Here is a 21,564-nt window from a genome sequence, read left to right as displayed (position 1 = left end):
GCACGCGCACAGTCGTTACAATGCCCGCCCTCTTTCCCCTCAGGAGTTGCTCGTGGAGAAGTTCAAAGGCGCCCTGGTCGTCGGCTTTCTGCGCTTGTTCGCCCTGCTGCCCTGGCGCGCCGTGCAGGCGGTGGGCGCTGCAATCGGTTGGTTGATGTGGAAATTGCCCAATAGCTCCCGCGAGGTGGCGCGAATCAACCTGGCCAAGTGCTTTCCCGAGCTGTCACCGGCCGAGCTGGAGCAACTGCTCGGCCGGGCGCTGATGGATATCGGGCGCACCTTCACTGAAAGCGCCTGCGCGTGGATCTGGCCGGCACAGAGGTCCATCGATCTGGTGCGCGAAGTCGAAGGCCTGGAGGTGCTGCAAGCGGCGCTGGCTTCCGGCAAGGGCGTGGTCGGCATCACCAGCCATCTGGGCAACTGGGAGGTGCTCAACCACTTCTACTGCGCCCAGTGCAAACCGATCATTTTCTACCGCCCGCCCAAGCTCAAGGCGGTCGATGAACTGCTGCAAAAGCAGCGCGTGCAGATGGGCAACAAGGTCGCGGCCTCGACCAAGGAAGGCATTCTCAGCGTGATCAAGGAAGTGCGTCGCGGCGGCGCCGTAGGCATTCCGGCCGACCCGGAGCCGAGCCTGTCGAGTGGCGTGTTCGTGCCTTTCTGCGCCACCCAGGCACTGACCAGCAAGTTCGTGCCCAATATGCTGGCCGGGGGCAAGGCAGTGGGGGTATTCCTGCATGCCGTGCGCCTGGGCGATGGCTCCGGCTACAAGGTGATACTCGAAGCGGCGCCCGAAGGCATGTACAGCGACAACGTGGAACAAGGCGTGGCGGCCATGAGCGAAGTGATCGAACGCTATGTGCGGGCCTACCCCAGCCAGTACATGTGGAGCATGAAGCGTTTCAAGAAGCGCCCGCCTGGCGAGAAGAAGTGGTATTGATGCCGCGGCCGATAGCTATTAACGTCTGAACACTTACCACTGGCTCACGACAGGACAGGCATGGACAACAAGCGCGAGCACAATCGCACCCCGCTCAAGGTCCAGCTGCGCATCGACCATCCGGTGCACGGCCAGATGCTGGTGACCACCCGCGACATTTCCGAGAGTGGCGTGTTCGTGGTGATCGACGATGCCCAGCGCCTGCTGCAGATCGGCGAACTGGTCAGCGGCCAGGTGCAAGGCCTGCCCATGGAGGCGCCGGTGGTGCAGATGGAAGTGGTGCGCTTCGAGCCCAGTGGGGTAGCGCTGATCTTCCAGCGCGACTAAGGGCTGCGTGTAGGGTGCGCCGTGCGCACCGGGAAACCCACAGATGCCAATGGTGCGCGCGGCACCCTACGGGGCTCCACCGTCCTGACCGGCCGCCTTCTCCAGGCGCCGCAGAAACACCAGCATTTCCTTTTCCGTCTGCTTGTCGCCGCGCTTGCGTGCCACTTCCAGGCCGTTGTGCCAGGCCTGGCGGGCTTCTTCGCCGAGGCCCTGGCGCTGGCAGGCCTGCCCGAGCAGCTTCCACGCCGCCGAATAGTTGGGGTCGAAACCCAGGCACTTTTGCAGGTGCTCGGCAGCCCGCGCCGGCGCCCCGGCATCCAGGTAGCCCTTGCCCAGGCCGAAGCGCAGCAGGGCGTTGTCGACGCCCTTGGCCAGCAGCTTTTCCAGGCTATCCGGTGTGGTCATGGACGCGGCCTCAGAAGAAGGTCAGACCGACCTGGAACAGACGCTCGACGTCGCGGATGTACTTCTTGTCGACCAGGAACAGGATCACATGGTCACCCGATTCGATCAGGGTGTCGTCGTGGGCGATCAGCACTTCCTCGTCGCGGATGATCGCGCCGATGGTGGTGCCTGGCGGCAGGGCAATTTCCTCGATCATCCGCCCGACTACCTTGCTCGATTTAGCGTCGCCGTGGGCGATGGCCTCGATGGCTTCCGCCGCACCGCGGCGCAGCGAGTGCACACTCTGGATGTCGCCACGGCGCACGTGGGTCAGCAGGGTGCCGATGGTGGCCAGCTGCGGGCTGATGGCAATGTCGATATCGCCGCCCTGGACCAGGTCGACATAGGCCGGGTTGTTGATGATGGTCATCACCTTGCGCGCGCCGAGGCGCTTGGCCAGCAGCGACGACATAATGTTGGCCTCGTCGTCGTTGGTCAGGGCCAGGAAGATGTCGGCATCGTTGATGTTCTCTTCCACCAGCAGGTCGCGGTCGGAGGCGCTGCCCTGGAGGACGATGGTGCTCTCCAGGTTCTCCGAGAGGTAGCGGCAGCGCGCCGGGTTCATCTCGATGATTTTCACCTGGTAGCGGCTCTCGATGGCCTCGGCCAGGCGCTCGCCGATGTGTCCGCCGCCGGCGATCACCACCTTCTTGTAGCTGTCTTCGAGACGGCGCATCTCGCTCATTACCGCGCGGATATGTGCCTTGGCGGCGATGAAGAACACCTCGTCGTCGGCTTCGATCACCGTGTCGCCCTGCGGCATGATCGGCCGGTTGCGGCGGAAGATCGCCGCCACCCGGGTGTCGACGTTGGGCATGTGCTGGCGCAGCTGCTTGAGCTGCTGGCCGACCAGCGGACCACCGTAGTAGGCCTTGACCGCCACCAGCTGGGCCTTGCCCTCGGCGAAGTCGATGACCTGCAGGGCGCCGGGGTATTCGATCAGGCGCTTGATGTAGTTGGTCACCACCTGCTCGGGGCTGATCAGCACGTCGACCGGGATCGCCTCGTTGTCGAACAGACCGGCGCGAGTCAGGTAGGCGGCTTCGCGCACGCGGGCGATCTTGGTCGGGGTGTGGAACAGGGTGTAGGCGACCTGGCAGGCGATCATGTTGACTTCGTCGCTGTTGGTCACCGCCACCAGCATGTCGGCGTCGTCGGCCCCGGCCTGGCGCAGCACGGTGGGGAAGGAGCCACGGCCGACCACGGTGCGGATATCCAGGCGGTCGCCGAGGTCGCGCAGGCGGTCGGCATCGGTGTCGACCACGGTGATGTCGTTGGCCTCGCCGGCCAGGTGTTCCGCCAATGTGCCGCCGACCTGGCCGGCACCGAGAATGATGATTTTCACGCGATCACTCCATTAGCCGCGTGACGCGGCGATCTTGATCAGCTTGGCATAGTAGAAGCCATCGTGGCCGTCGACTTGCGGTAGCAACTGGCGGCCATGGGTGGTTTTCAGGCCGGCGGTCGGTTGTCCAGGCGCGCCGGCGATATCCAGCTCGCGCGCCCCAGAAGTGCGGGCGAGGAAGGCGGCGATGTTGTCGCTGTTTTCCTGCGGCAGCACCGAGCAGGTGGCGTAGAGCAGCACGCCGCCGACGTCCAGGGTCGGCCACAGGGCGTCTAGCAGTTCGCCCTGCAACTGCGCCAGGGCGGCAATGTCGTCGGCCTGGCGGGTCAGTTTGATATCCGGATGGCGGCGAATGACCCCGGTGGCCGAGCAGGGCGCGTCCAGCAGGATGCGCTGGAACGGCTGGCCGTCCCACCAGCTGGCGGTATCGCGGCCGTCGGCGGCGATCAGGGTGGCCTGCAGGCCGAGGCGGTCGAGGTTTTCACGCACCCGCAGCAGGCGGCTGGACTCCAGGTCGATGGCAACCACTTCGCCCAGGCCCGGCTCGACTTCGAGCAGGTGGCAGGTCTTGCCGCCCGGTGCGGCGCAGGCATCCAGCACCCGTTGGCCGGGGGCCAGATCCAGCAGTTCGGCAGCCAGTTGGGCGGCTTCGTCCTGCACGCTGAGGCGGCCGTCCAGGAAGCCGGGCAGGGTTTTTACATCGCAGGGTGCGAGCAGGCGGATGCCGTCTTGGCTGAAGCTGCAGGGCGCGGCCTCGATGCCGGCCGCGCGCAGTTCGGCCAGGTAGGCGTCGCGGCTACCGTGGCGGCGGTTGACCCGCAGCAGCAGTGGCGGATGCTCGTTGTTGGCGGCGCAGATGGCCTGCCAGTGTTCGGGCCAGTCGGCCTTCAGGCGCTTCTGCAGCCAGCGCGGGTGCGCGGTGTGCAGCACCGGGTCCTTGTCCAGGCTGGCGCAGAGTGCCTCGCCGTCGCGCTGGGCATTGCGCAGCACGGCGTTGAGCAGGCCCTTGAGCGAGGACTTCTTCAGCTTGTCGACGCAGGCCACCGTCTCGCCGATCGCCGCGTGGGGCGGGATGCGGGTGTAGAACAGCTGGTACAGGCCGATCAGCAGCAGGGCCTCGACATCGCGGTCGGCAGCCTTGAACGGTTTCTGCAGGAGTTTCTCGGCGAGCAGGGCCAGGCGCGGTTGCCAGCGCGCGGCGCCGAAGGCCAGGTCTTGGGCTAGGCCGCGGTCGCGCGCCTCGACCTTGTCCAGCAGCGGCGGCAGGCTGCTGCCCAGCGAGGCCTTGCCATTTAGCACGGCGGCCAGGGCACGGGCGGCGGCCAGGCGTGGGTTCATTGTCCGAGCACCAGGCCGACGGCGAACTGCTCGCGGCGGCTGTTGTAAAGGTCGGCGAAACTCAGCGGCTTGCCACCGGGCAGCTGCAGGCGGGTCAGGCGCAGGGCGCCGGTGCCGCAAGCCACGGTCAGGCCGTCCTTGCTCGCCGCTAGGATCTCTCCGGGCTGGCCGGCGCCCTCGCCCAGGCTGGCGGCCAGCACTTTCAGCGGTTCGCCGTTTAGTGTGCTGTGGCAGATCGGCCAGGGGTTGAAGGCGCGGATCAGGCGCTCCAGTTCGTCGGCCGGGCGGCTCCAGTCGAGGCGCGCCTCGTCCTTGTTCAGCTTGTGCGCGTAGGTGGCCTGGCTGTCGTCCTGCACTTCGCCGTGCAGTTCGCCGGCGGCCAGCTTGCTCACCGCCTCGACCACTGCCGCCGAACCGAGCTGGGCCAGGCGGTCGTGCAGGCTGCCGCCGGTATCGGCGGCGGTGATGGTGGTACTGACCTTGAGCAGCATCGGCCCGGTATCCAGACCGGCCTCCATCTGCATCACGGTAACCCCCGAGCTGGCATCGCCAGCCTGTATCGCGCGCTGGATCGGCGCCGCGCCGCGCCAGCGTGGCAGCAAGGAGGCGTGGCTGTTGATGCAGCCCAGGCGCGGGGTGTCCAGTACCACCTGCGGCAGGATCAGGCCGTAGGCCACCACCACCATCAGGTCCGGCTTGAGCGCGGCCAGTTCGGCCTGGGCGGCCGGGTCACGCAGGGTCTGCGGCTGGTACACGGCAATCCCATGTTGCAGCGCCAGTTGCTTGACCGGGCTGGGCGCGAGCTTCTGTCCGCGTCCGGCCGGGCGGTCCGGCTGGGTGTAGACGGCGACGATCTGGCGACCGGCGTCGAGCAGGGCCTGCAGGTGCTGGGCGGCGAATTCCGGGGTGCCGGCAAAGACGATACGCATGGATCACTCACTGCTGGAAAAGAAAAAGGCTTGCCGGAGCAAGCCTTTGGGGAACGGGGTCAAGCTTGCTGGCGGTGCTGTTTTTCCAGCTTCTTCTTGATCCGGTCGCGCTTAAGGCTGGACAGGTAGTCGACGAACAGCTTGCCGTTGAGGTGGTCGCACTCGTGCTGGATGCACACCGCCAGCAGGCCTTCGGCGATCAGCTCGTAGGGTTTGCCGTCACGATCCTGGGCCTTGATCCGCACTTTCTGCGGACGGTCTACATTTTCATAGAAGCCAGGCACCGACAGGCAGCCTTCCTGGTACTGATCCATCTGCTCGGTGAGGGACTCGAACTCGGGGTTGATGAACACCCGCGGTTCGGATTTGTCCTCGGACAGGTCCATCACCACCAGACGCTTGTGTACGTTGACCTGGGTCGCGGCCAGGCCGATACCGGGCGCGGCGTACATGGTCTCGAACATGTCGTCGATCAGCTTGTGCAGTGCTTCGTCGAATACGGTGACCGGCTTGGCAAGGGTGCGCAGGCGCGAGTCGGGAAATTCGAGGATGTTGAGAATCGCCATAGATGTTTGTGATGCACTTGTGGAATAAAGTCAAAAACCGCTGCTAAGATGATGAACAGCTTTGAAAAACGGCTTTGAAGCCACGTATTCTGCGGCTTACAGGCGCCAGCCACATAATAAAGGGATTCACCGCATGAGGAAATCACTACTCGCCCTGCTGCTTCTCGCCGTCGGCGGTCTAGCCCAGGCAGAAGTGCAACTCAAGGAAGGTCACCCGGACCGCTACACCGTGGTCAAGGGCGACACACTCTGGGACATCTCTGGCAAGTTCCTCAGCCAGCCCTGGAAATGGCCAGAACTGTGGCACGCCAACCCGCAGATCGAGAATCCGCATCTGATCTACCCGGGCGATAGCCTGAGTCTCATCTACGTTGACGGCCAGCCGCGTCTGGTGCTCAACCGCGGCGAGTCGCGCGGCACCATCAAGCTGTCACCGCAAGTGCGCAGCACGCCGATTGCCCAGGCAATTCCGACCATTCCGCTGGAGGCGATCAACAGCTTCCTGCTGAGCAATCGGATCGTCGATAGCGAAGAAGATTTTGCCCAGCAGCCCTATGTGGTGGCGGGCAATGCCGAACGCGTGGTCAGTGGCGCGGGTGACCGCCTCTATGCCCGCGGCGCGTTCGACCAGGCCGAGCCGGTGTATGGCATCTTCCGTCAGGGCAAGATCTACACCGATCCGGAAACCAAGGAATTCCTCGGTATCAACGCCGACGATATCGGCAGCGGTGAAGTGGTGGCCCAGGAAGGCGATATCGCTACCGTCAGCCTACGCCGCTCGACTCAGGAAGTGCGTCTGGGCGATCGCCTGTTCCCCACCGAGGAGCGGGCGATCAATTCGACCTTCATGCCCAGCGAGCCGGCGATCGACGTCAATGGCGTGATCCTCGACGTACCGCGCGGCGTAGCTCGCATCGGCCAGTACGACGTGGTGACCATCAACAAGGGCAAGATCGATGGCCTTATCGAAGGCAACGTGTTGGCCCTGTACAAGACCGGCGAAACCGTACGGGATCGCATCACCGGTGAATCGGTGAAGATTCCGGACGAGCGTGCCGGCCTGATGATGGTGTTCCGCACCTACGAGAAGCTCAGCTACGGTCTGGTGTTGTACGCCACCCGTGACCTCGCGCTGATGGACAAGGTGAAGAACCCGTAATACCTGCAACCCCCGCTCTGCGGGGGTTCTGCTTTCTGCGCCGCCCGCGTCACCCGATCAAGGATGATCGTCATGCCAGCACTCTCTCCTGCTGAACTCGAGGCGCGTCTGCGCCTGCATTGCCTGCCCGAACTGGGTCCCCGGCGTTTCCGTCGTCTGCTCGATGCCTTTGGCTCGGCCTCCGCTGCCCTCAGCGCGCCGGCTGCTGCCTGGCGTTCGCTGGGCTTGCCGGACGGCTGTGCCGAGCCACGCCGCAGCGCGCTGATTCGTGAGCGCGCCGCCCAGGCGCTGGCCTGGCTGGAGCAGCCCGGTCAGCACCTGCTGCTCTGGGGGCAGCCGGACTACCCGGCCCTGCTGGGCGAGCTGCACGATGCGCCACCGCTGCTGTTCGTCGCCGGTGATCCGACTATTCTCGAGCGGCCACAACTGGCCATGGTCGGCAGCCGGCGCGCCTCGCGGCCAGGGCTGGATACGGCGCACGCCTTCGCCCGCAGCCTGGCCGGGGGTGGCTTTGTGATCACCAGCGGTCTGGCCCTGGGCATCGATGGTGCGGCGCATCAGGGCGCACTGGATGGCAACGGCAAGACGGTGGCGGTGCTCGGTACCGGCTTGCGCAGGCTTTATCCGCAGCGGCATGTCAGCCTGGCGACGCGGATTATCGAAGGTGGCGGCGCGCTGGTCTCCGAACTGCCGCTGGACTGCCCGCCGCAGGCCAGCAACTTTCCCCGGCGCAACCGCATCATCAGTGGCTTGTCGCTCGGGGTACTGGTGGTCGAGGCCAGCCCCTCCAGTGGTTCGCTGATCACCGCCAAACTGGCCGCCGAACAGGGCCGCGAGGTCTATGCGATTCCGGGCTCGATCCATCATCCGGGCGCGCGCGGTTGCCACCAGTTGATCCGCGATGGCGCCATTCTGGTGGAAAGCATCGAACATATCCTCGAAGCCCTGCGCGGCTGGCAGAGCGTGCCGCCTGCTCCGGCTGCAGACCCGGTCGACGAACATCCCCTGCTGCTGCACCTGCGTGCCGCGCCGCAGAACAGCGAAAGCCTGGCACGTGCCTGCGGCCTGAGCATGGGCGAAACCCTGGCGCTGCTCACCGAGCTGGAGCTGGACGGGCGGATCGTCTGCGAGGCGGGACGCTGGGTACCGCGCGCCGGCTGAGCTGGGTAAACTCGCCGCGAGTAAATCGTTGCGGGGGTAAGCATGCACAGCAGTTGGCGGGTACAGCGTATGGCGCGCATCGTGCGCGAGGGTGGCGTGATCGCCTATCCGACCGAGGCCGTCTGGGGGCTGGGCTGCGATCCGTGGAACGAAATGGCCGTGGATCGCCTGCTGGCACTCAAGGATCGCCCGGTGCACAAGGGTTTGATCCTGGTGGCCGACAACATTCGCCAGTTCGATTTCCTCCTCGACGACCTGCCCGAGCGCTGGGTCGACCGTCTGGCCAGCACCTGGCCGGGGCCGAACACCTGGCTGGTGCCGCACCAGGGTCTATTGCCCGAGTGGATCAGCGGCCAGCACGACACAGTGGCCCTGCGTGTCAGCGACCACCCGCTGGTGCGTGACCTCTGCGCCCTCACCGGCCCGCTGGTGTCGACCTCGGCCAACCCCGCCGGGCGCCCGTCCGCGCGTTCGCGCCTGCGCGTCGAGCAGTACTTCCACCAGCAGCTCGACGGCGTGCTCGGCGGTGCCCTCGGTGGCCGGCGCAACCCCAGTCTGATCCGCGATCTGCGTAGCGGCGACGTGGTGCGTCCGTCGTAGAGCGGATCGAGTCGCCATGCGCCGGAGCCGAACGAGCGATCTGATCGGGATGCCCCAGGCTCTCGGCACCGCAAGCCGCCGCAGGCGCCCGGACTGATCGCGGTCAAGTCTGCAGCCGAGGCGACGATGCTATGCTTGCGCCCTTTCCAGCTAGTCCGGATGACTGCCGTGAGTGACCGTACCCAGGCCGTGAAGGCCTACCTGCTCGACCTGCAAGACCGCATCTGCGCCGCCCTCGAAGCCGAGGATGGTGGCACCCGTTTCTTCGAGGACAGCTGGCAGCGTCCGGCCGGTGGTGGCGGCCGCACCCGGGTGATCGAGAACGGCGCACTGATCGAGAAGGGCGGGGTCAACTTCTCCCATGTGTTCGGCGACAGCCTGCCGCCATCGGCCAGCGCCCACCGTCCGGAACTGGCCGGGCGCGGTTTCGAGGCCATGGGCGTGTCCCTGGTGATCCACCCGGAAAACCCGCATGTACCGACTTCCCACGCCAACGTGCGCTTCTTCAGTGCCGAGAAGGAAGGCGAGGAAGCGGTCTGGTGGTTCGGCGGCGGCTTCGACCTCACCCCCTACTACGGCAACGAGGAAGACTGTGTGCACTGGCACCAGGTGGCCCGTGCCGCCTGTGCGCCGTTCGGTGCCGAGGTCTACCCGAAGTACAAGGAATGGTGCGACCGCTACTTCCACCTCAAGCACCGCGGCGAGCCGCGCGGCATCGGCGGGCTGTTCTTCGACGACCTCAACCAGTGGGACTTCGACACCAGCTTCGCCTTCCTGCGCGCCATCGGCGATGCCTATATCGACGCCTACCTGCCCATCGTCCAGCGGCGCAAGGCCACCCCCTTCACTGAGGCGCAGCGCGAGTTCCAGGCCTATCGCCGCGGCCGCTACGTCGAGTTCAACCTGGTGTTCGACCGCGGCACCCTGTTCGGCCTGCAGTCGGGCGGGCGTACCGAGTCGATCCTCATGTCGCTGCCGCCGCAGGTGCGCTGGGGCTATGACTGGAAGCCCGAGCCGGGCAGTAGCGAGGCGCGCCTGACCGAGTATTTCCTCACCGACCGCGACTGGCTCGCCGGCGTGTAGGATTGCCCTCTCCCCCGGCCCCTCTCCCATAAATGGGCGAGGGGAGCAGAGCAGAAGCCGCGTAGGGCGAGTGAAACCCGCGTATTTCCTCCGCCCGCTATCAAACAGAAGGACATTCCATGGACCGCTACGGCGTCTTCGGCAACCCCATCGGTCACAGCAAGTCGCCGCTGATCCATCGCCTGTTTGCTGCGCAGACCGGTCAGGCACTGAGCTACGAAGCCCTGCTGGCGCCGCTGGATGACTTCGCCGGGTTTGCTCGCGCTTTCTTCACCGAGGGCAAGGGTGGCAACGTCACCGTGCCGTTCAAGGAAGAGGCCTATCGCCTGGCCGATGAGCTGAGCGAACGGGCGCGCCGCGCCGGTGCGGTGAACACCCTGAAGAAGCTCGACGAAGGCCGTCTGCTCGGCGACAACACCGACGGCGCCGGCCTGGTGCGCGACCTCACGGTGAATGCCGGGCTCGACCTGGCGGGCAAGCGCATCCTCCTGCTCGGCGCTGGCGGCGCCGTGCGTGGCGTGCTGGCGCCGATCCTGGCGCATCAGCCGCAGGCCCTGGTGATCGCCAACCGCACCGTGGCCAAGGCCGAACAGCTGGCCCACGAGTTCGCCGACCTCGGGCCGGTGGCCGCCAGCGGTTTCGACTGGCTCAGCGAGCCGGTCGACCTGATCATCAACGGCACCTCGGCCTCGCTGGCCGGCGAGCTGCCGCCGATCGAGCCGGGGCTGATCCGTCCCGGTCACACGGTCTGCTACGACATGATGTACGGCAAGGAGCCGACCGCCTTCAACCGCTGGGCCGCCGAGCATGGCGCCGCGCGCTGCATCGACGGCCTAGGCATGCTGGTGGAACAGGCGGCCGAGGCCTTCTGCCTCTGGCGCGGCGTGCGTCCGGACAGCGCGCCGGTGCTGGCGGAGTTGCGCCGCCAGCTGGGCTGACATACCTACTTGCTGATCGGCACGCGCGCCGGCGACCTAGTGATCCTTCTGCAGCTGTGCCGCCGTAGAGCGGCCGCGCTCGCCTGAGGCGCGGCGCGCACCTATACTTTCGCCATCAGCCGGCAGGGAGCGCCCAGGCACCACTCCACTGTGCGGACCAACCTCGTGAACAAAGCTTTCTCCCTCGCCGGCCTGCTGCTGGCCTGCCTCACCCTCGTTGCCAGCCCAGCCCTGCAGGCAGCGCCCAAAATCCAGGAACTGGCCTCCGGCAGCGCCCTGCTGGTCGATCTCAACAGCAACCAGATCCTCTACTCCAGCAACCCCGACCTGCAGGTACCGATCGCCTCGGTGACCAAGCTGATGACCGCCATGGTCACCCTGGATGCCAAGCTGCCGCTGGACCAGCAACTGCCCATCGTCATCAAGGACGTCCACGAGATGCGCGGCGTCTATTCGCGGGTGCGGGTGGGTAGCGAGCTGAGCCGCCGTGACATGCTCCTGCTGACCCTGATGTCCTCGGAAAACCGCGCCGCCGCCAGCCTCGCCCACCACTACCCGGGCGGTGTGCCGGCCTTCGTCGTGGCGATGAACGCCAAGGCCCGCGCCCTGGGCATGACCCGTACCCGCTATACCGAACCGACCGGCCTCTCGGAGGGCAACCTGTCCACCGCCAACGACCTGGTCAAGCTGATCAAGGCCAGCGGCCAGTACCCGCTGATCGGCCAGTTCAGCAGCACCCGCGAGCGCGTCCAGGTATTCGCCAAGCCGCGTTACAGCCTGGGTTTCCGCAACACCAACAGCCTGGTGCACAAGCCGAACTGGAGCATCCAGCTGACCAAGACCGGCTTCACCAACGCCGCCGGCCATTGCCTGGTCATGCGCACGCAGATGGCCGGCAAGCCGGTGGCCTTCGTGGTGCTGGATGCCTTCGGCAAATACACCCACACGGCCGACGCCAACCGCCTGAAGAAGTGGCTGGAGACTGGTCAGGTGACCAAGGTGGCGCCAGCGGCGCTGGCCTACAAGAAGCAGAAGCAGGCAGAGCGGGCGCGCCTGGTGCAGGCGGCGCAGTAACGACGCAAGGCGGGCGATGTGAAAAGCCCGGCCTTGGTTGCCGGGCTTTTTTGTTTTCGGCGTGAAGGCCGAGCATGACGGGTGCGGTTTATTCCTGCGCTGTGGCAATCTGCCCCCCATCGCTGCCGCCACCGGGACTATCGAGCATCCATGCGTACCCTTGCCCTTGCCGCCGTCGCTGGCCTTTTGCTGTTCTTTCACGCCCGTGAGGGCTGGGTGCCCATCCTCGATTCGGCCAACCTGGCCTTTCATGAAGCTGGCCACCCGTTGTTCGGCCTGGTTTCCTCGCGGCTGATGGTCTACGGCGGCACCTTCATGCAGTTGCTCTTGCCGTTGACGGCGGCCTGGCAGCTACGCCGTCAGCAACAGATTGGCGGTTACCACCTGTGCCTGATCTGGCTCGCCGAGAACCTGTTGAATGTCTCCCGCTACATGGCCGATGCACGTCGTCAGGAACTGCCCCTGGTGGGCGGTGGCGACCACGACTGGACCTACATCCTTAGTAGTTGGGGGCTGCTGTCCTGGGACACCACGCTGGCGATGTGGCTGCGTGTGCTGGCCGTCGGCCTGATGGTCTGGGTGCTCTGGCGCGACTGGCGGCAGGTGCGGCCGGCCGAGGAGTGAGGCTGCGGCGCGCAGTGGCGCCGCCAGAAAAGCCTTGCCCCCTCCCGCATGCCGCTGCAGTACAGCGCTCGTTACGGCGTAGCCCGGGTGCATCCGGCAAGGCAACCACCCTGCCCCCGGATTGCATCCGGGCTACTACCTTAGAGCGCTGGCTTACAGGAACCAGCGATACTCCCGCGCGCTGACCTCGTTCATGAAGTCCAGGTGGTCCTGGCGCTTGTTCTCGCAGTAGACGAAGACGAACTCGCTGCCCAGCTTGTCCTTGACCACCTCGTGGGAGGCCATGGCCGCCACGGCGGTGAGCATGTCCTTGGGGAAGTCGATGCCGCTGCGGCGGTCTTCGTTGAGCGAGGGAATTGGCTCGCGGGCCTGGTCCAGGCCGTATTCCATACCGCTGAGGATGGCCGCCAGCACCAGGTAGGGGTTGGCGTCGGCGCCGGCCAGGCGGTGTTCGATGCGCAGGTTCTTGCCATCTGACTCGGGGATGCGGATGCATGCATCGCGGTCCTCGAAGCCCCAGCTGGCCTTGCTCGCCGAGTTGACCATGGCGCCGTAGCGGCGGAAGGCGTTGTGGTTGGCGGCGAAGATCGGCATGCAGTGCGGCAGCAGTTCCAGGCAGCCGGCTACGGCGTGGCGCAGCGGGCGCTGCTGGTCGCCATCGAGCAGGTTGTGGCCGGCTTTGTCGTAGAGGCTGACATGCACGTGCATGCCGCTGCCCGGGGCCTGCAGGTAGGGCTTGCTCATGAAGCTGGCGCGGTAGCCATGCTGCATCGCCACGCCACGGGTGCTGCGGCAGAACAGCGCGGCCTGGTCGGCGGCGTGCAGGCCGTCGTCGCAATGGGCGAAGTTGATCTCGAACTGGCCGGGGCCGAGTTCGGCGGTGATCACGTTGGCATCCACGCCCTGTTCCCGCGCCGCTTCCACGGTTGCATGCAGCACGTCAGAGAAGCGCGTCAGGCGCTCGATGTGCATGTTCGGCTGGTCGTCGGCGTCGCCGGTCAGCGGGTCGCGGGGGAATTGCGGCAGGCCATTCTCCAGCTTGCGGTCGAACAGGTAGAACTCCAGCTCGAAGGCCACCACCGGGCGAATGCCCTTGGCCTGCAGGCGCTTGAGCACGCGGGCCAGCACTTCGCGCGGCTCGAATTCGATCGGTGCCTCGGTGCCGTCGGAGCTGATCAGCATCTGCCCCATCGGCTGCTTTTCCCAGCGCACCGGCTTGAGGGTGCCGGGGATCAGGCGGCGCGGCGCATCCGGGTCGCCGTCGTTGAAGCAGTAGTCGCCAATCGGGTGCAGGCCGCCCTGGGCGCCGAGCAGCACACAGTTCTGCGGTACTTTCAGCGGGCCGCCGGCGGCGACCTTTTCCAGCATGTCCATGGGGTAGCGCTTGCCGTAGAAGTGCCCGGGAATGTCCAGGCAGATCAGTTCGACGTAGCGCACGTCGGGGTTGGCGGCGCGGAAGGCACGCACTTCGCTGAGCAGGTCGGGGAATGTCGTTGTTGTTGTCATGGTGGCTATCTGCGCGGATCAGGTGAAGACCCAGAGCACTCTTGTGGGGAAATCGGTGAGGTTGGCGTAGCGGAACTGCGCATGCGGCGGCAGCTGGAAGCTGTCACGTGGGCCGAGGGTGACCGGTTCGGCGTCGTCGCCATACCAGAGGGTCAGCTCGCCCTCGAGGACGAAACCGCCCTGCTCGGAGCTGTCGTTCAGATGGCCTTCGCCGCTGGTGGCGCCGGGTTCGAGGTGGCTTTCGAGCATGGAAAAGCCGCCGGACATGGTCGGCGAGGCCAGCACGTCGGTGATGCCGCCGGCGTAATAGAGGGTGCGTCGCTCGTCCGGACGGGTCACCCAGCGCACTTCGCGCGGCTTGCTCAGGCTGTAGAAATAGGTGGTCGGCACACCCAGCGCTTCGCTGATGGCGGTGAGGTCGGCCACGGTCGGGCGCGACAGGCCGCGCTCGACCTGGGACAGGAAGCCCACCGAGCGGCCGATGCGCTCGGCCAGTTCGTTGAGGGTGACGTTCTTGTGCTTGCGCAGGTCGCGCACCAGGATCGCCAGCCCTTCGATTTCATCCTGCATGTCCATGGGTATTCCTTCTTGCGTAGCCCGGATGCAATCCGGGGATAGCTGTCCCGGATTGCATCCGGGCTACGGGTTCAAATCACATCGCGCAGACGGTACCAGGCTTTGCCGACGGCCTCGATCGGTGCGGCCAGCAGGTCGCCACCGGGGAAGCGCGGGTTGCTCAGGCCCTGGTACAGGCCGAGCAGCTGGTCGTCGCCGAGGATCGCATCGCTCACCGCGCGGGCAGCGGCCAGGGTCGGCAGGATGCCGTGGCCGGAGAAGCCCTGTAGCCAGTACTTCTGGCCCTGGCGCCCGACGTCCGGGGTGCGGTGCATGGTGCAGTCGATATGGCCGCCCCAGCCGTAGTCGATCTGCACCCCGCGCAGCTGCGGGAAGACCCGCTCCAGATACGGCCGGGTGGCGGCCGGAACGTCCGCCGGGATGCCGCCCAGGTAGGTGCAGCCGCCGCCGAACAGCAGGCGATGGTCCGGGGTGACGCGGAAATAGTCGGGGACGAACTGGTTGTCGATGGCGCAGGTGCCTTGCGGGAACAGCGAACGCGCCAGCTGCGGATCGAGGGGCGCGGTCGCCACCTGGTAGGAGCCGACTGGCAGCAGGCGCTTGGACAACGCGGGGTCGAGGCGGTCGATGTAGGCGTTGCAGGCCAGCACCAGCACGTCGCCGCGCACCTCGCCATGCTCGGTACGCGCCACATAACCCGCGGCGGTCTCGCGGTAGTCGAGCACCTTGCTCTGCTCGAAGATGCGCCCGCCCGCTTTCTCGATGGCGTCGGCCAGGCCCTGGGCCAGTTTCAGCGGGTTGAGGTGGGCGGCGCCGGCGTCATGCAGCGCGGCCAGGTAGCGTGGGCTGGCGATCCACTTGGGTAGTTCTTTCTTGGGAATAAAGCTCAGCTGCTGGTAGCCGTACTTCTGCTCGGCCTCTTCGAGGTTTTCCTGCAGCAGGCGCACGCGGCGCGGCAACACGGCGGTGTAAATGGCGCCCGTGCGGTAGTCGATGTCGAAACCGTGGCGTTCGGGCAGCTCGCGCATTTCCTTGGCAGCCCAGGTCATGCTGTCCCACAGCTGGCGGGCGCGCTCCAGGCCGAGAGCCTTCTCGAACGGTGGCATATCGCAGGACCAGCCCGGCAGCGCCTGGCCGCCGTTGCGTCCGGAAGCAGCCCAGGCCAGGCGACTGGCTTCCAGCAGCACGACTTTTTTGCCGGCCAGGGCCAGACGCAGGGCGGTATGCAGGCCGCTAAAGCCGCCGCCGATGATCAGGATCTGTGCATCTTCACGACTTTCCAGGCGCGGGCGCAGCGGAATCTCGCCATAGGTGGCGGCGTAGTAGGTGCCGACGTGCTGCGCGGATTGCTTGAACATGGAAGCCTCGTGAAATTTCTTATTTGAAAGTTCATGAAAATCTACACGATAAAATTCACAAGGCCAAGTCTGGGGTTATTCCCGCGCTGAAGCCTGACGCCAGCGGACGACATCACCAGAGGCCACTTGCAGCAATGCGACATGCCCTTGGCGGGCGCATGCAGGAGCCGGCGTTGCCGGTTATCCTCCCAGGCATCCAGCGCAGAGGGCCCGACCATGCAGATTCGCAGCGATTTCGACAGCGGCAATATCCAGCTAGTGGATGCCAGCAACCCAAGGCAGGTGCGCCTGGCGATCCGCAAGGACTTCGCCAGCGAGCACTTCCAGTGGTTCCACTTCCTCGCCGAGGGCCTGCTGCCGGGCCAGCGCCATGGCTTCAGCCTGGTCAACGCGCCGCAGTCCAGCTACAAGAACGCCTGGAGCGGCTACCAGGCGGTGGCCAGCTATGACGGTGTGGACTGGTTCCGCGTGCCGACCACCTATGACCAGGGCGGCCTGCACTTCGAGCTGCTCGCCGAACAGGCCCAGGCCCGCTTCGCCTACTTCGAGCCCTACAGCCGCGCCCGCCACGCCCAGTTGCTGGTGCGTGCTCTGGCCCTGCCGAATGTCGAACTGCTGGCCTGCGGCAGCAGCCTGCAGGGGCGCGAACTGCCGCTGCTGCGAGTGCGCGGCACGGCCCAGGCGCCGCGCAAGATTTGGCTGATCGCCCAGCAACATCCGGGCGAGCACATGGCCGAGTGGTTCATGGAAGGCCTGATCGACAGGCTGCACGAGCAGGATGACCCGTTGCGTGGCCTGCTCGCCCAGGCCGATCTGTACCTGGTGCCGCACATGAACCCGGATGGCGCCTTCCTCGGCAACCTGCGCACCAATGCCGCCGGCCAGGACCTCAACCGTGCCTGGCAGGCGCCCAGCGCGGGGCAAAGCCCGGAAGTGCTGTTCGTCCAGCAACAGATGGCCGCCCACGGCGTCGACTGCTTCCTGGATATCCACGGCGACGAGGAAATTCCCTACGTGTTTACCGCCGGCTGCGAAGGCAACCCCGGTTTTACGGCGCGCCTGGACGCCCTGGAGCAGGAGTTCCGCGAGCGCCTGATGGCCTGCGGTGAGTTCCAGGTGGAACACGGCTACCCGCGTGACGAACCCGGCCAGGCCAACCTGGCGCTGGCCTGCAACTGGGTCGGGCAGACCTACGATTGCCTGGCCTATACGGTGGAGATGCCGTTCAAGGACCACGACCTCACGCCCGATCCGCGCACCGGCTGGAATGGCGCGCGCAGCAAGAACCTGGCGCGTGCCGTGTTCAGTGTGCTGGCGGCGATGGTCGACAAGCTGCGCTGATCAGCCTGTTCCGCGAACGCAGCCTAGAGGTCAATGCCCAGCTCCCAGCCTGGCTTGTGCGGGCGACGGTCTTCGCCACTGCGACGATCGGCCTCGAAACGAATACTCTGCCGGCGTTCGCTGTGCTGGCGGCGCTCGGTCTTGCATTTGTCGCGGGTGTCGATCTGGAAGCAGGCCTTGTTCTTCGGCGCTTCCTGGGCGGTGGCGGATCCCTGCTCTGGCTCAAGGGCCAGGCCGGGTGCGGCAAAGTCGATGGGGTCTAGGTCTGCCATGGGGCTGCTCCATTCCTGGCTGGCGCACAGGAAAATCCGGGGCCGGGTGCCGAGGGTTGTCCCCAGTCAGGCTAGATCGGCTGGAACAGTCGTGCCATGTCGTTCATCCGGAAGGGCGAGTGGTGCTTAGCGGTGAGATGAGCGGGGTGCTGAACGGTTGCTGAAGGCGCTTCACGCCCGCTTTCTGCCGGACATGAAAAAGCCGCTGACTCGATCCGAGGCAGCGGCTTTTTTTGCAGCAGAAGACGGAGCTTACAGGCGTGCGCCGCGTACCCCTTCGGCCAGCGACTGGCACAGGCTCAGCACGCCCTGGATGGCCTGCTGGTCGTCCGCGGCGTTGGCGATCTGGTCGATCAGCGCCGAGCCGACCACTACGCCGTCGGCCAGGCGGGCGATGGTCGCTGCGTGTTCCGGGGTGCGGATGCCGAAGCCGATGCACAGCGGCAGGTCGGTGTGGCGGCGCAGGCGGGTCACGGCTTCCTGCACGTGCTCGATGGTGGCCGAACCGGCGCCGGTAACGCCGGCCACCGAGACGTAATAGACGAAGCCCGAGCTGCCGTTGAGTACGGTGGGCAGGCGCTTGTCGTCGGTGGTCGGGGTGGTCAGGCGGATGAAGTCCAGACCGCCGGCCTGGGCCGGGTCGCACAGGTCGGCGTTATGTTCCGGCGGCAGGTCGACCACGATCAGGCCGTCGACGCCGGACTCCTTGGCCTCGGCGATGAAGGCGGCGACGCCGTAGTGGTGGATCGGGTTGAAGTAGCCCATCAGCACCAGCGGGGTGGTCTGATCGCCTGCGCGGAATTCGCGCACCATCTGCAGGGTCTTGGCCAGGTTCTGCTTGGCGGCCAGGGCGCGGATGTTGGCCAGCTGGATCGCCGGGCCGTCGGCCATCGGATCGGTGAACGGCATGCCCAGCTCGATCACGTCGGCACCGGCCGCCGGCAGGCCCTTGAGGATGGCCAGGGACGCATCGTAGTTGGGGTCGCCGGCGGTGACGAAGGTCACCAGGGCGGCACGGTTCTGCTGTTTAAGCTCGGCAAAGCGGCTTTGCAGGCGGCTCATCAGTGTTTCTCCTGCTTGGACTGTTCCATGTGGTGCATGACGGTCTGCATGTCCTTGTCGCCGCGGCCGGACAGGTTGATCACCATCAGGTGCTCCTTGGGCAGGCTCGGCGCACGCTTGAATACTTCGGCCAAGGCGTGGGCACTTTCCAGGGCCGGGATGATGCCTTCCAGGCGGCAGCACTTGTGGAAGGCTTCCAGGGCTTCGTCGTCGGTCACCGAGGTGTATTCGACGCGGCCGATATCATGCAACCAGGCGTGTTCCGGGCCGATGCCGGGGTAGTCGAGGCCGGCGGAAATCGAGTGGGCGTCGATGATCTGGCCATCGTCGTCCTGCAGCAGGAAGGTACGGTTGCCGTGCAGCACGCCGGGGATGCCACCGTTCAGGCTGGCCGCATGCTTGCCGGTTTCGATGCCGTGGCCGGCGGCTTCGACGCCGACTATCTGCACGGATGTATCGTCGAGGAAGGGATGGAACAGGCCCATGGCGTTGGAGCCGCCACCGATGCAGGCGACCAGGCTGTCGGGCAGGCGCCCTTCCTTCTCCAGCATCTGTTCGCGGGTTTCCTTGCCGATCACCGCCTGGAAGTCGCGCACCATCGCCGGATAGGGGTGCGGGCCGGCGACTGTGCCGATCAGGTAGAAAGTGTTGTGCACGTTGGTCACCCAGTCGCGCAGCGCTTCGTTCATCGCGTCTTTCAGGGTGCCGGTGCCGGCGACGACCGGGATCACGGTGGCGCCCAGCAGCTTCATGCGGAACACGTTGGCCTGCTGGCGATCGATGTCGGTGGTGCCCATGAAGATCACGCACTCCATGCCGAAACGTGCGGCCACGGTGGCGGTGGCCACGCCGTGCATGCCGGCACCGGTCTCGGCAATGATGCGTTTCTTGCCCATGCGCTTGGCCAGGAGGATCTGGCCGATGCAGTTGTTGATCTTGTGCGCGCCGGTGTGGTTCAGCTCTTCGCGCTTGAGGTAGATCTTCGCCCCGCCGCAGTACTCGGTCAGGCGCTCGGCGAAGTACAGCGGGCTCGGCCGGCCGACGTAGTCGCTCTGGAAGTAGGCCAGTTCCTTGAGGAACTCGGGATCCTGCTTGGCCTTCTCGTATTCGGCGGCCAGATCGTGGATCAGCGGCATCAGGGTTTCGGCGACGTACTGACCGCCAAACGAGCCGAACAGGCCGGTGGCGTCAGGGCCGGTGCGAAGGGAATTATGTGAACCAGGCATGGCTGTCATCCGTAGGTTGGTCAGACAATGGCGGCAAGTGTAAGGCTGGATGGGGCGGAGAAAAACCGATAAATCTGTTCTTATATGTGAGATAAACTGACAGGTGTGTGGCCTGTTCCTGGCATGGAAGCACGGTATGAACGAGCGTTGGCTATGGGCTTTCCCCGCGATTGGCGGATTTTTGCTGGCTGTTGCATTGGTGCTTCAGGTGCACAGGTGGAATGAAGAAGAGCACATGCTGCGGATGGTCGGCAGTGTGGTGTCGGTGAGTGGTAAAGGCTGCCCCGTCGTCGAATTTTCTCCCCGGTCTGGCGAGCGCGTAACCGTTGCGGGCACGGTCTGCAGTCGCCCCGGTTACGAAATCGGCGAGTCGGTGGAACTGCTCTACGATCGGACCGAGCCGCAGAATGCGCACATCAACAGCTTTGCGCAGAACTGGTTCGTCAGCCTGATGCTGGGTGGTTTCGGTCTGGTCTTCCTGCTCGGTGGCCTGCTCTTCATCGTGCCCGAGCTCGTCGCTAGCAGGCGCCGCGCCGGCCTGCACCGCGAAGGCAAGAGGGTGCAGGCGCGTTTCCTTGAGGTGCGACGCAATCCGCTGTCCACCCTCAATCACGTCCCCGCCTGGCAGTTGGTGTGCCAGTGGCAGAATCCGGCCAGTGGTGCCGTGCATCTGTTTTACAGCGAGGACCTGTGGTTCGACCCACAGCCCTTCATCGCAGAGGAGTCGCTACCGGTGCTGATCGACCCGCAGAACCCCAGGCGCTACAGCGTCGATATCAGCTTCCTGCCTCGGTTGGCTCAATGAGCCAGGAGCTGCCCCCGCTGAATGCGCTGCGCGCCTTCGAGGTGGCTGCGCGCCTGCAGAGTGTCAGCCAGGCCGCGGATGAGCTGAGCGTGACCCATGGCGCGGTGAGCCGGCAGATCCGGGTGCTGGAGGAGCAACTGGGGGTGGCGCTGTTCAGCAAGGACGGGCGCGGCGTAAAACTCACCGATGCCGGCATCCGCCTGCGCGACGCGGCGGGTGAGGCCTTCGAGCGTTTGCGCACTACCTGTGCCGAGCTGAAACAGCAGCAGGTCGATGCCCCCTTCGTCCTCGGTTGCCCCGGCAGCCTGCTGGCGCGCTGGTTTATTCCGCGCCTGGACCGGCTCAATCGCGAACTGCCCGAGCTGCGCCTGCAACTGTCGGCCAGCGAGGGCGAGCTGGATCCGCGCCGCCCCGGCGTGGACGCCACCCTGTGTTTTGCCGAACCGCCCTGGCCGGCGGACATGCAGGTGTTCGAGCTGGCGGCCGAACGCATCGGCCCGGTGCTCAGCCCACGCTCGCCGCGCTTTGCCGACTTGGCCCAGGCGCCGGCCGGGGCTTTGCTGGGTGAGCCGCTGCTGCATACCGTGTCGCGCCCGCAAGCCTGGCCGCAGTGGGCGCGCGCGCAGCAGCTGGACGCCACGCGCCTGCAGCTGGGCCAGGGCTTCGAGCACCTGTACTACCTGCTGGAGGCGGCGGCGGCCGGCCTCGGCGTGGCCATCGCGCCGCAGCAGCTGGTGGCCGACGACCTGGCCGGCGGCCGTCTGCTGGCGCCCTGGGGTTTTGTCGAGACGCCGGCGCGGCTGGCCTTGTGGGTGCCGGCGCGCACTCGCGACAGCCGCGCCGAGCGCCTGGCCGAATGGTTGCGCGAGGAACTGGCCGGCTGATTCTCG

General features: G+C 66.0%; 23 protein-coding genes. 12 read left to right on the top strand and 11 right to left on the bottom strand.

Annotated elements, in window-relative coordinates:
* Positions 1–52 precede the first annotated feature (52 nt).
* Both HNE05_RS20195 and HNE05_RS20190 read left to right on the top strand, forming a co-directional pair.
* Positions 53–940, top strand: a complete 888-nt coding sequence (locus HNE05_RS20195; RefSeq protein WP_173210747.1) for a lysophospholipid acyltransferase — start codon at positions 53–55, stop codon at positions 938–940.
* A gap of 60 nt (positions 941–1,000) precedes the next feature.
* Positions 1,001–1,267: a PilZ domain-containing protein gene (locus tag HNE05_RS20190; protein WP_173210745.1), complete on the top strand. Its 267-nt coding sequence runs from the start codon at positions 1,001–1,003 to the stop codon at positions 1,265–1,267.
* Positions 1,268–1,333: 66 nt separating this feature from the next.
* Here HNE05_RS20190 and HNE05_RS20185 read toward each other — a convergent pair whose 3' ends face one another.
* The 5 genes from HNE05_RS20185 to def are packed head-to-tail and all read right to left on the bottom strand — an operon-like array spanning position 1,334 to position 5,889.
* The gene (locus HNE05_RS20185; protein ID WP_173210743.1) at positions 1,334–1,672 is read right to left on the bottom strand and encodes a tetratricopeptide repeat protein; all 339 of its coding nucleotides are present in this window, start codon (positions 1,670–1,672) and stop codon (positions 1,334–1,336) included.
* A 10-nt stretch (positions 1,673–1,682) separates the two neighbouring features.
* Positions 1,683–3,056: a Trk system potassium transporter TrkA gene (gene trkA, locus HNE05_RS20180; protein ID WP_173210740.1), complete on the bottom strand. Its 1,374-nt coding sequence runs from the start codon at positions 3,054–3,056 to the stop codon at positions 1,683–1,685.
* 12 nt (positions 3,057–3,068) lie between these two features.
* On the bottom strand, positions 3,069–4,394 hold the full coding sequence (gene rsmB / locus HNE05_RS20175) for a 16S rRNA (cytosine(967)-C(5))-methyltransferase RsmB (RefSeq protein WP_173210738.1): 1,326 nt from the start codon (positions 4,392–4,394) through the stop codon (positions 3,069–3,071).
* On the bottom strand, positions 4,391–5,323 hold the full coding sequence (gene fmt, locus HNE05_RS20170; RefSeq protein ID WP_173210736.1) for a methionyl-tRNA formyltransferase: 933 nt from the start codon (positions 5,321–5,323) through the stop codon (positions 4,391–4,393). The genes rsmB and fmt overlap by 4 nt, the downstream gene beginning before the upstream one ends.
* Before the next feature lie 59 nt (positions 5,324–5,382).
* Positions 5,383–5,889, bottom strand: a complete 507-nt coding sequence (gene def / locus HNE05_RS20165) for a peptide deformylase (RefSeq protein WP_173210734.1) — start codon at positions 5,887–5,889, stop codon at positions 5,383–5,385.
* A gap of 133 nt (positions 5,890–6,022) precedes the next feature.
* Here def and HNE05_RS20160 point away from each other — a divergent pair, with 133 nt between their 5' ends.
* From HNE05_RS20160 to HNE05_RS20130, 7 genes are all read left to right on the top strand, one after another.
* Positions 6,023–7,048 (top strand): LysM peptidoglycan-binding domain-containing protein, encoded by a 1,026-nt coding sequence (locus HNE05_RS20160; protein WP_173210732.1) that lies wholly within the window; start codon positions 6,023–6,025, stop codon positions 7,046–7,048.
* A gap of 72 nt (positions 7,049–7,120) precedes the next feature.
* Complete coding sequence (gene dprA, locus HNE05_RS20155) at positions 7,121–8,209, top strand: DNA-processing protein DprA (RefSeq protein WP_173210730.1); 1,089 nt, start codon at positions 7,121–7,123, stop codon at positions 8,207–8,209.
* A 42-nt stretch (positions 8,210–8,251) separates the two neighbouring features.
* The gene (tsaC, locus tag HNE05_RS20150; RefSeq protein WP_173210728.1) at positions 8,252–8,809 is read left to right on the top strand and encodes an L-threonylcarbamoyladenylate synthase type 1 TsaC; all 558 of its coding nucleotides are present in this window, start codon (positions 8,252–8,254) and stop codon (positions 8,807–8,809) included.
* A 168-nt stretch (positions 8,810–8,977) separates the two neighbouring features.
* Positions 8,978–9,892 (top strand): oxygen-dependent coproporphyrinogen oxidase, encoded by a 915-nt coding sequence (gene hemF, locus HNE05_RS20145; protein WP_173210726.1) that lies wholly within the window; start codon positions 8,978–8,980, stop codon positions 9,890–9,892.
* Positions 9,893–10,011: 119 nt separating this feature from the next.
* Entirely contained in the window at positions 10,012–10,830 is an 819-nt protein-coding gene (aroE, locus tag HNE05_RS20140; protein WP_173210724.1) for a shikimate dehydrogenase, read from the top strand.
* Between the two features lie 165 nt (positions 10,831–10,995).
* A complete protein-coding gene (gene pbpG, locus HNE05_RS20135) occupies positions 10,996–11,904 on the top strand; it encodes a D-alanyl-D-alanine endopeptidase (RefSeq protein ID WP_173210722.1) in 909 nt (302 codons plus the stop codon).
* A 150-nt stretch (positions 11,905–12,054) separates the two neighbouring features.
* Positions 12,055–12,528 carry a hypothetical protein gene (locus HNE05_RS20130; RefSeq protein ID WP_173210720.1) on the top strand — a complete coding sequence of 158 codons (474 nt, stop codon included), beginning with the start codon at positions 12,055–12,057 and terminating at the stop codon, positions 12,526–12,528.
* Between the two features lie 153 nt (positions 12,529–12,681).
* On the opposite strand, the gene HNE05_RS20125 is transcribed toward HNE05_RS20130, so the two are convergent.
* The 3 genes from HNE05_RS20125 to HNE05_RS20115 form a co-directional block, all read right to left on the bottom strand.
* Positions 12,682–14,034: a glutamine synthetase family protein gene (locus HNE05_RS20125; RefSeq protein ID WP_173210718.1), complete on the bottom strand. Its 1,353-nt coding sequence runs from the start codon at positions 14,032–14,034 to the stop codon at positions 12,682–12,684.
* Positions 14,035–14,052: 18 nt separating this feature from the next.
* Positions 14,053–14,610 carry a helix-turn-helix domain-containing protein gene (locus HNE05_RS20120; RefSeq protein WP_173210716.1) on the bottom strand — a complete coding sequence of 186 codons (558 nt, stop codon included), beginning with the start codon at positions 14,608–14,610 and terminating at the stop codon, positions 14,053–14,055.
* A 71-nt stretch (positions 14,611–14,681) separates the two neighbouring features.
* Positions 14,682–15,968, bottom strand: coding sequence for an NAD(P)/FAD-dependent oxidoreductase (locus HNE05_RS20115; RefSeq protein ID WP_173210714.1), 1,287 nt, complete (start codon positions 15,966–15,968; stop codon positions 14,682–14,684).
* Positions 15,969–16,184: 216 nt separating this feature from the next.
* Between HNE05_RS20115 and HNE05_RS20110 the strand changes: the two genes are divergently transcribed.
* Complete coding sequence (locus HNE05_RS20110; RefSeq protein WP_173210712.1) at positions 16,185–17,309, top strand: M14 family metallopeptidase; 1,125 nt, start codon at positions 16,185–16,187, stop codon at positions 17,307–17,309.
* A gap of 23 nt (positions 17,310–17,332) precedes the next feature.
* Here HNE05_RS20110 and HNE05_RS20105 read toward each other — a convergent pair whose 3' ends face one another.
* The 3 genes from HNE05_RS20105 to trpB all read right to left on the bottom strand — a co-directional run bounded on the left by HNE05_RS20105 (position 17,333) and on the right by trpB (position 19,869).
* Positions 17,333–17,581, bottom strand: coding sequence for a hypothetical protein (locus HNE05_RS20105; protein WP_173210710.1), 249 nt, complete (start codon positions 17,579–17,581; stop codon positions 17,333–17,335).
* Positions 17,582–17,833: 252 nt separating this feature from the next.
* Positions 17,834–18,643 (bottom strand): tryptophan synthase subunit alpha, encoded by an 810-nt coding sequence (gene trpA, locus HNE05_RS20100; RefSeq protein WP_173210708.1) that lies wholly within the window; start codon positions 18,641–18,643, stop codon positions 17,834–17,836.
* Positions 18,643–19,869: a tryptophan synthase subunit beta gene (gene trpB, locus HNE05_RS20095; protein WP_173210706.1), complete on the bottom strand. Its 1,227-nt coding sequence runs from the start codon at positions 19,867–19,869 to the stop codon at positions 18,643–18,645. The genes trpA and trpB overlap by 1 nt, the downstream gene beginning before the upstream one ends.
* A 136-nt stretch (positions 19,870–20,005) precedes the next feature.
* Between trpB and HNE05_RS20090 the strand changes: the two genes are divergently transcribed.
* Both HNE05_RS20090 and HNE05_RS20085 read left to right on the top strand, forming a co-directional pair.
* Positions 20,006–20,674: a DUF3592 domain-containing protein gene (locus HNE05_RS20090; protein WP_173210704.1), complete on the top strand. Its 669-nt coding sequence runs from the start codon at positions 20,006–20,008 to the stop codon at positions 20,672–20,674.
* On the top strand, positions 20,671–21,558 hold the full coding sequence (locus tag HNE05_RS20085) for a LysR family transcriptional regulator (RefSeq protein WP_173210702.1): 888 nt from the start codon (positions 20,671–20,673) through the stop codon (positions 21,556–21,558). Before HNE05_RS20090 ends, HNE05_RS20085 begins: the two co-directional genes overlap by 4 nt.
* Positions 21,559–21,564: the final 6 nt, after the last annotated feature.

It is taken from the genome of Pseudomonas campi, from assembly GCF_013200955.2.
GTDB lineage: Bacteria > Pseudomonadota > Gammaproteobacteria > Pseudomonadales > Pseudomonadaceae > Aquipseudomonas > Aquipseudomonas campi.
The sequence above is the reverse complement of the archived record's forward strand: the minus strand, read 5'-3'. Positions and strand labels throughout refer to the sequence as shown.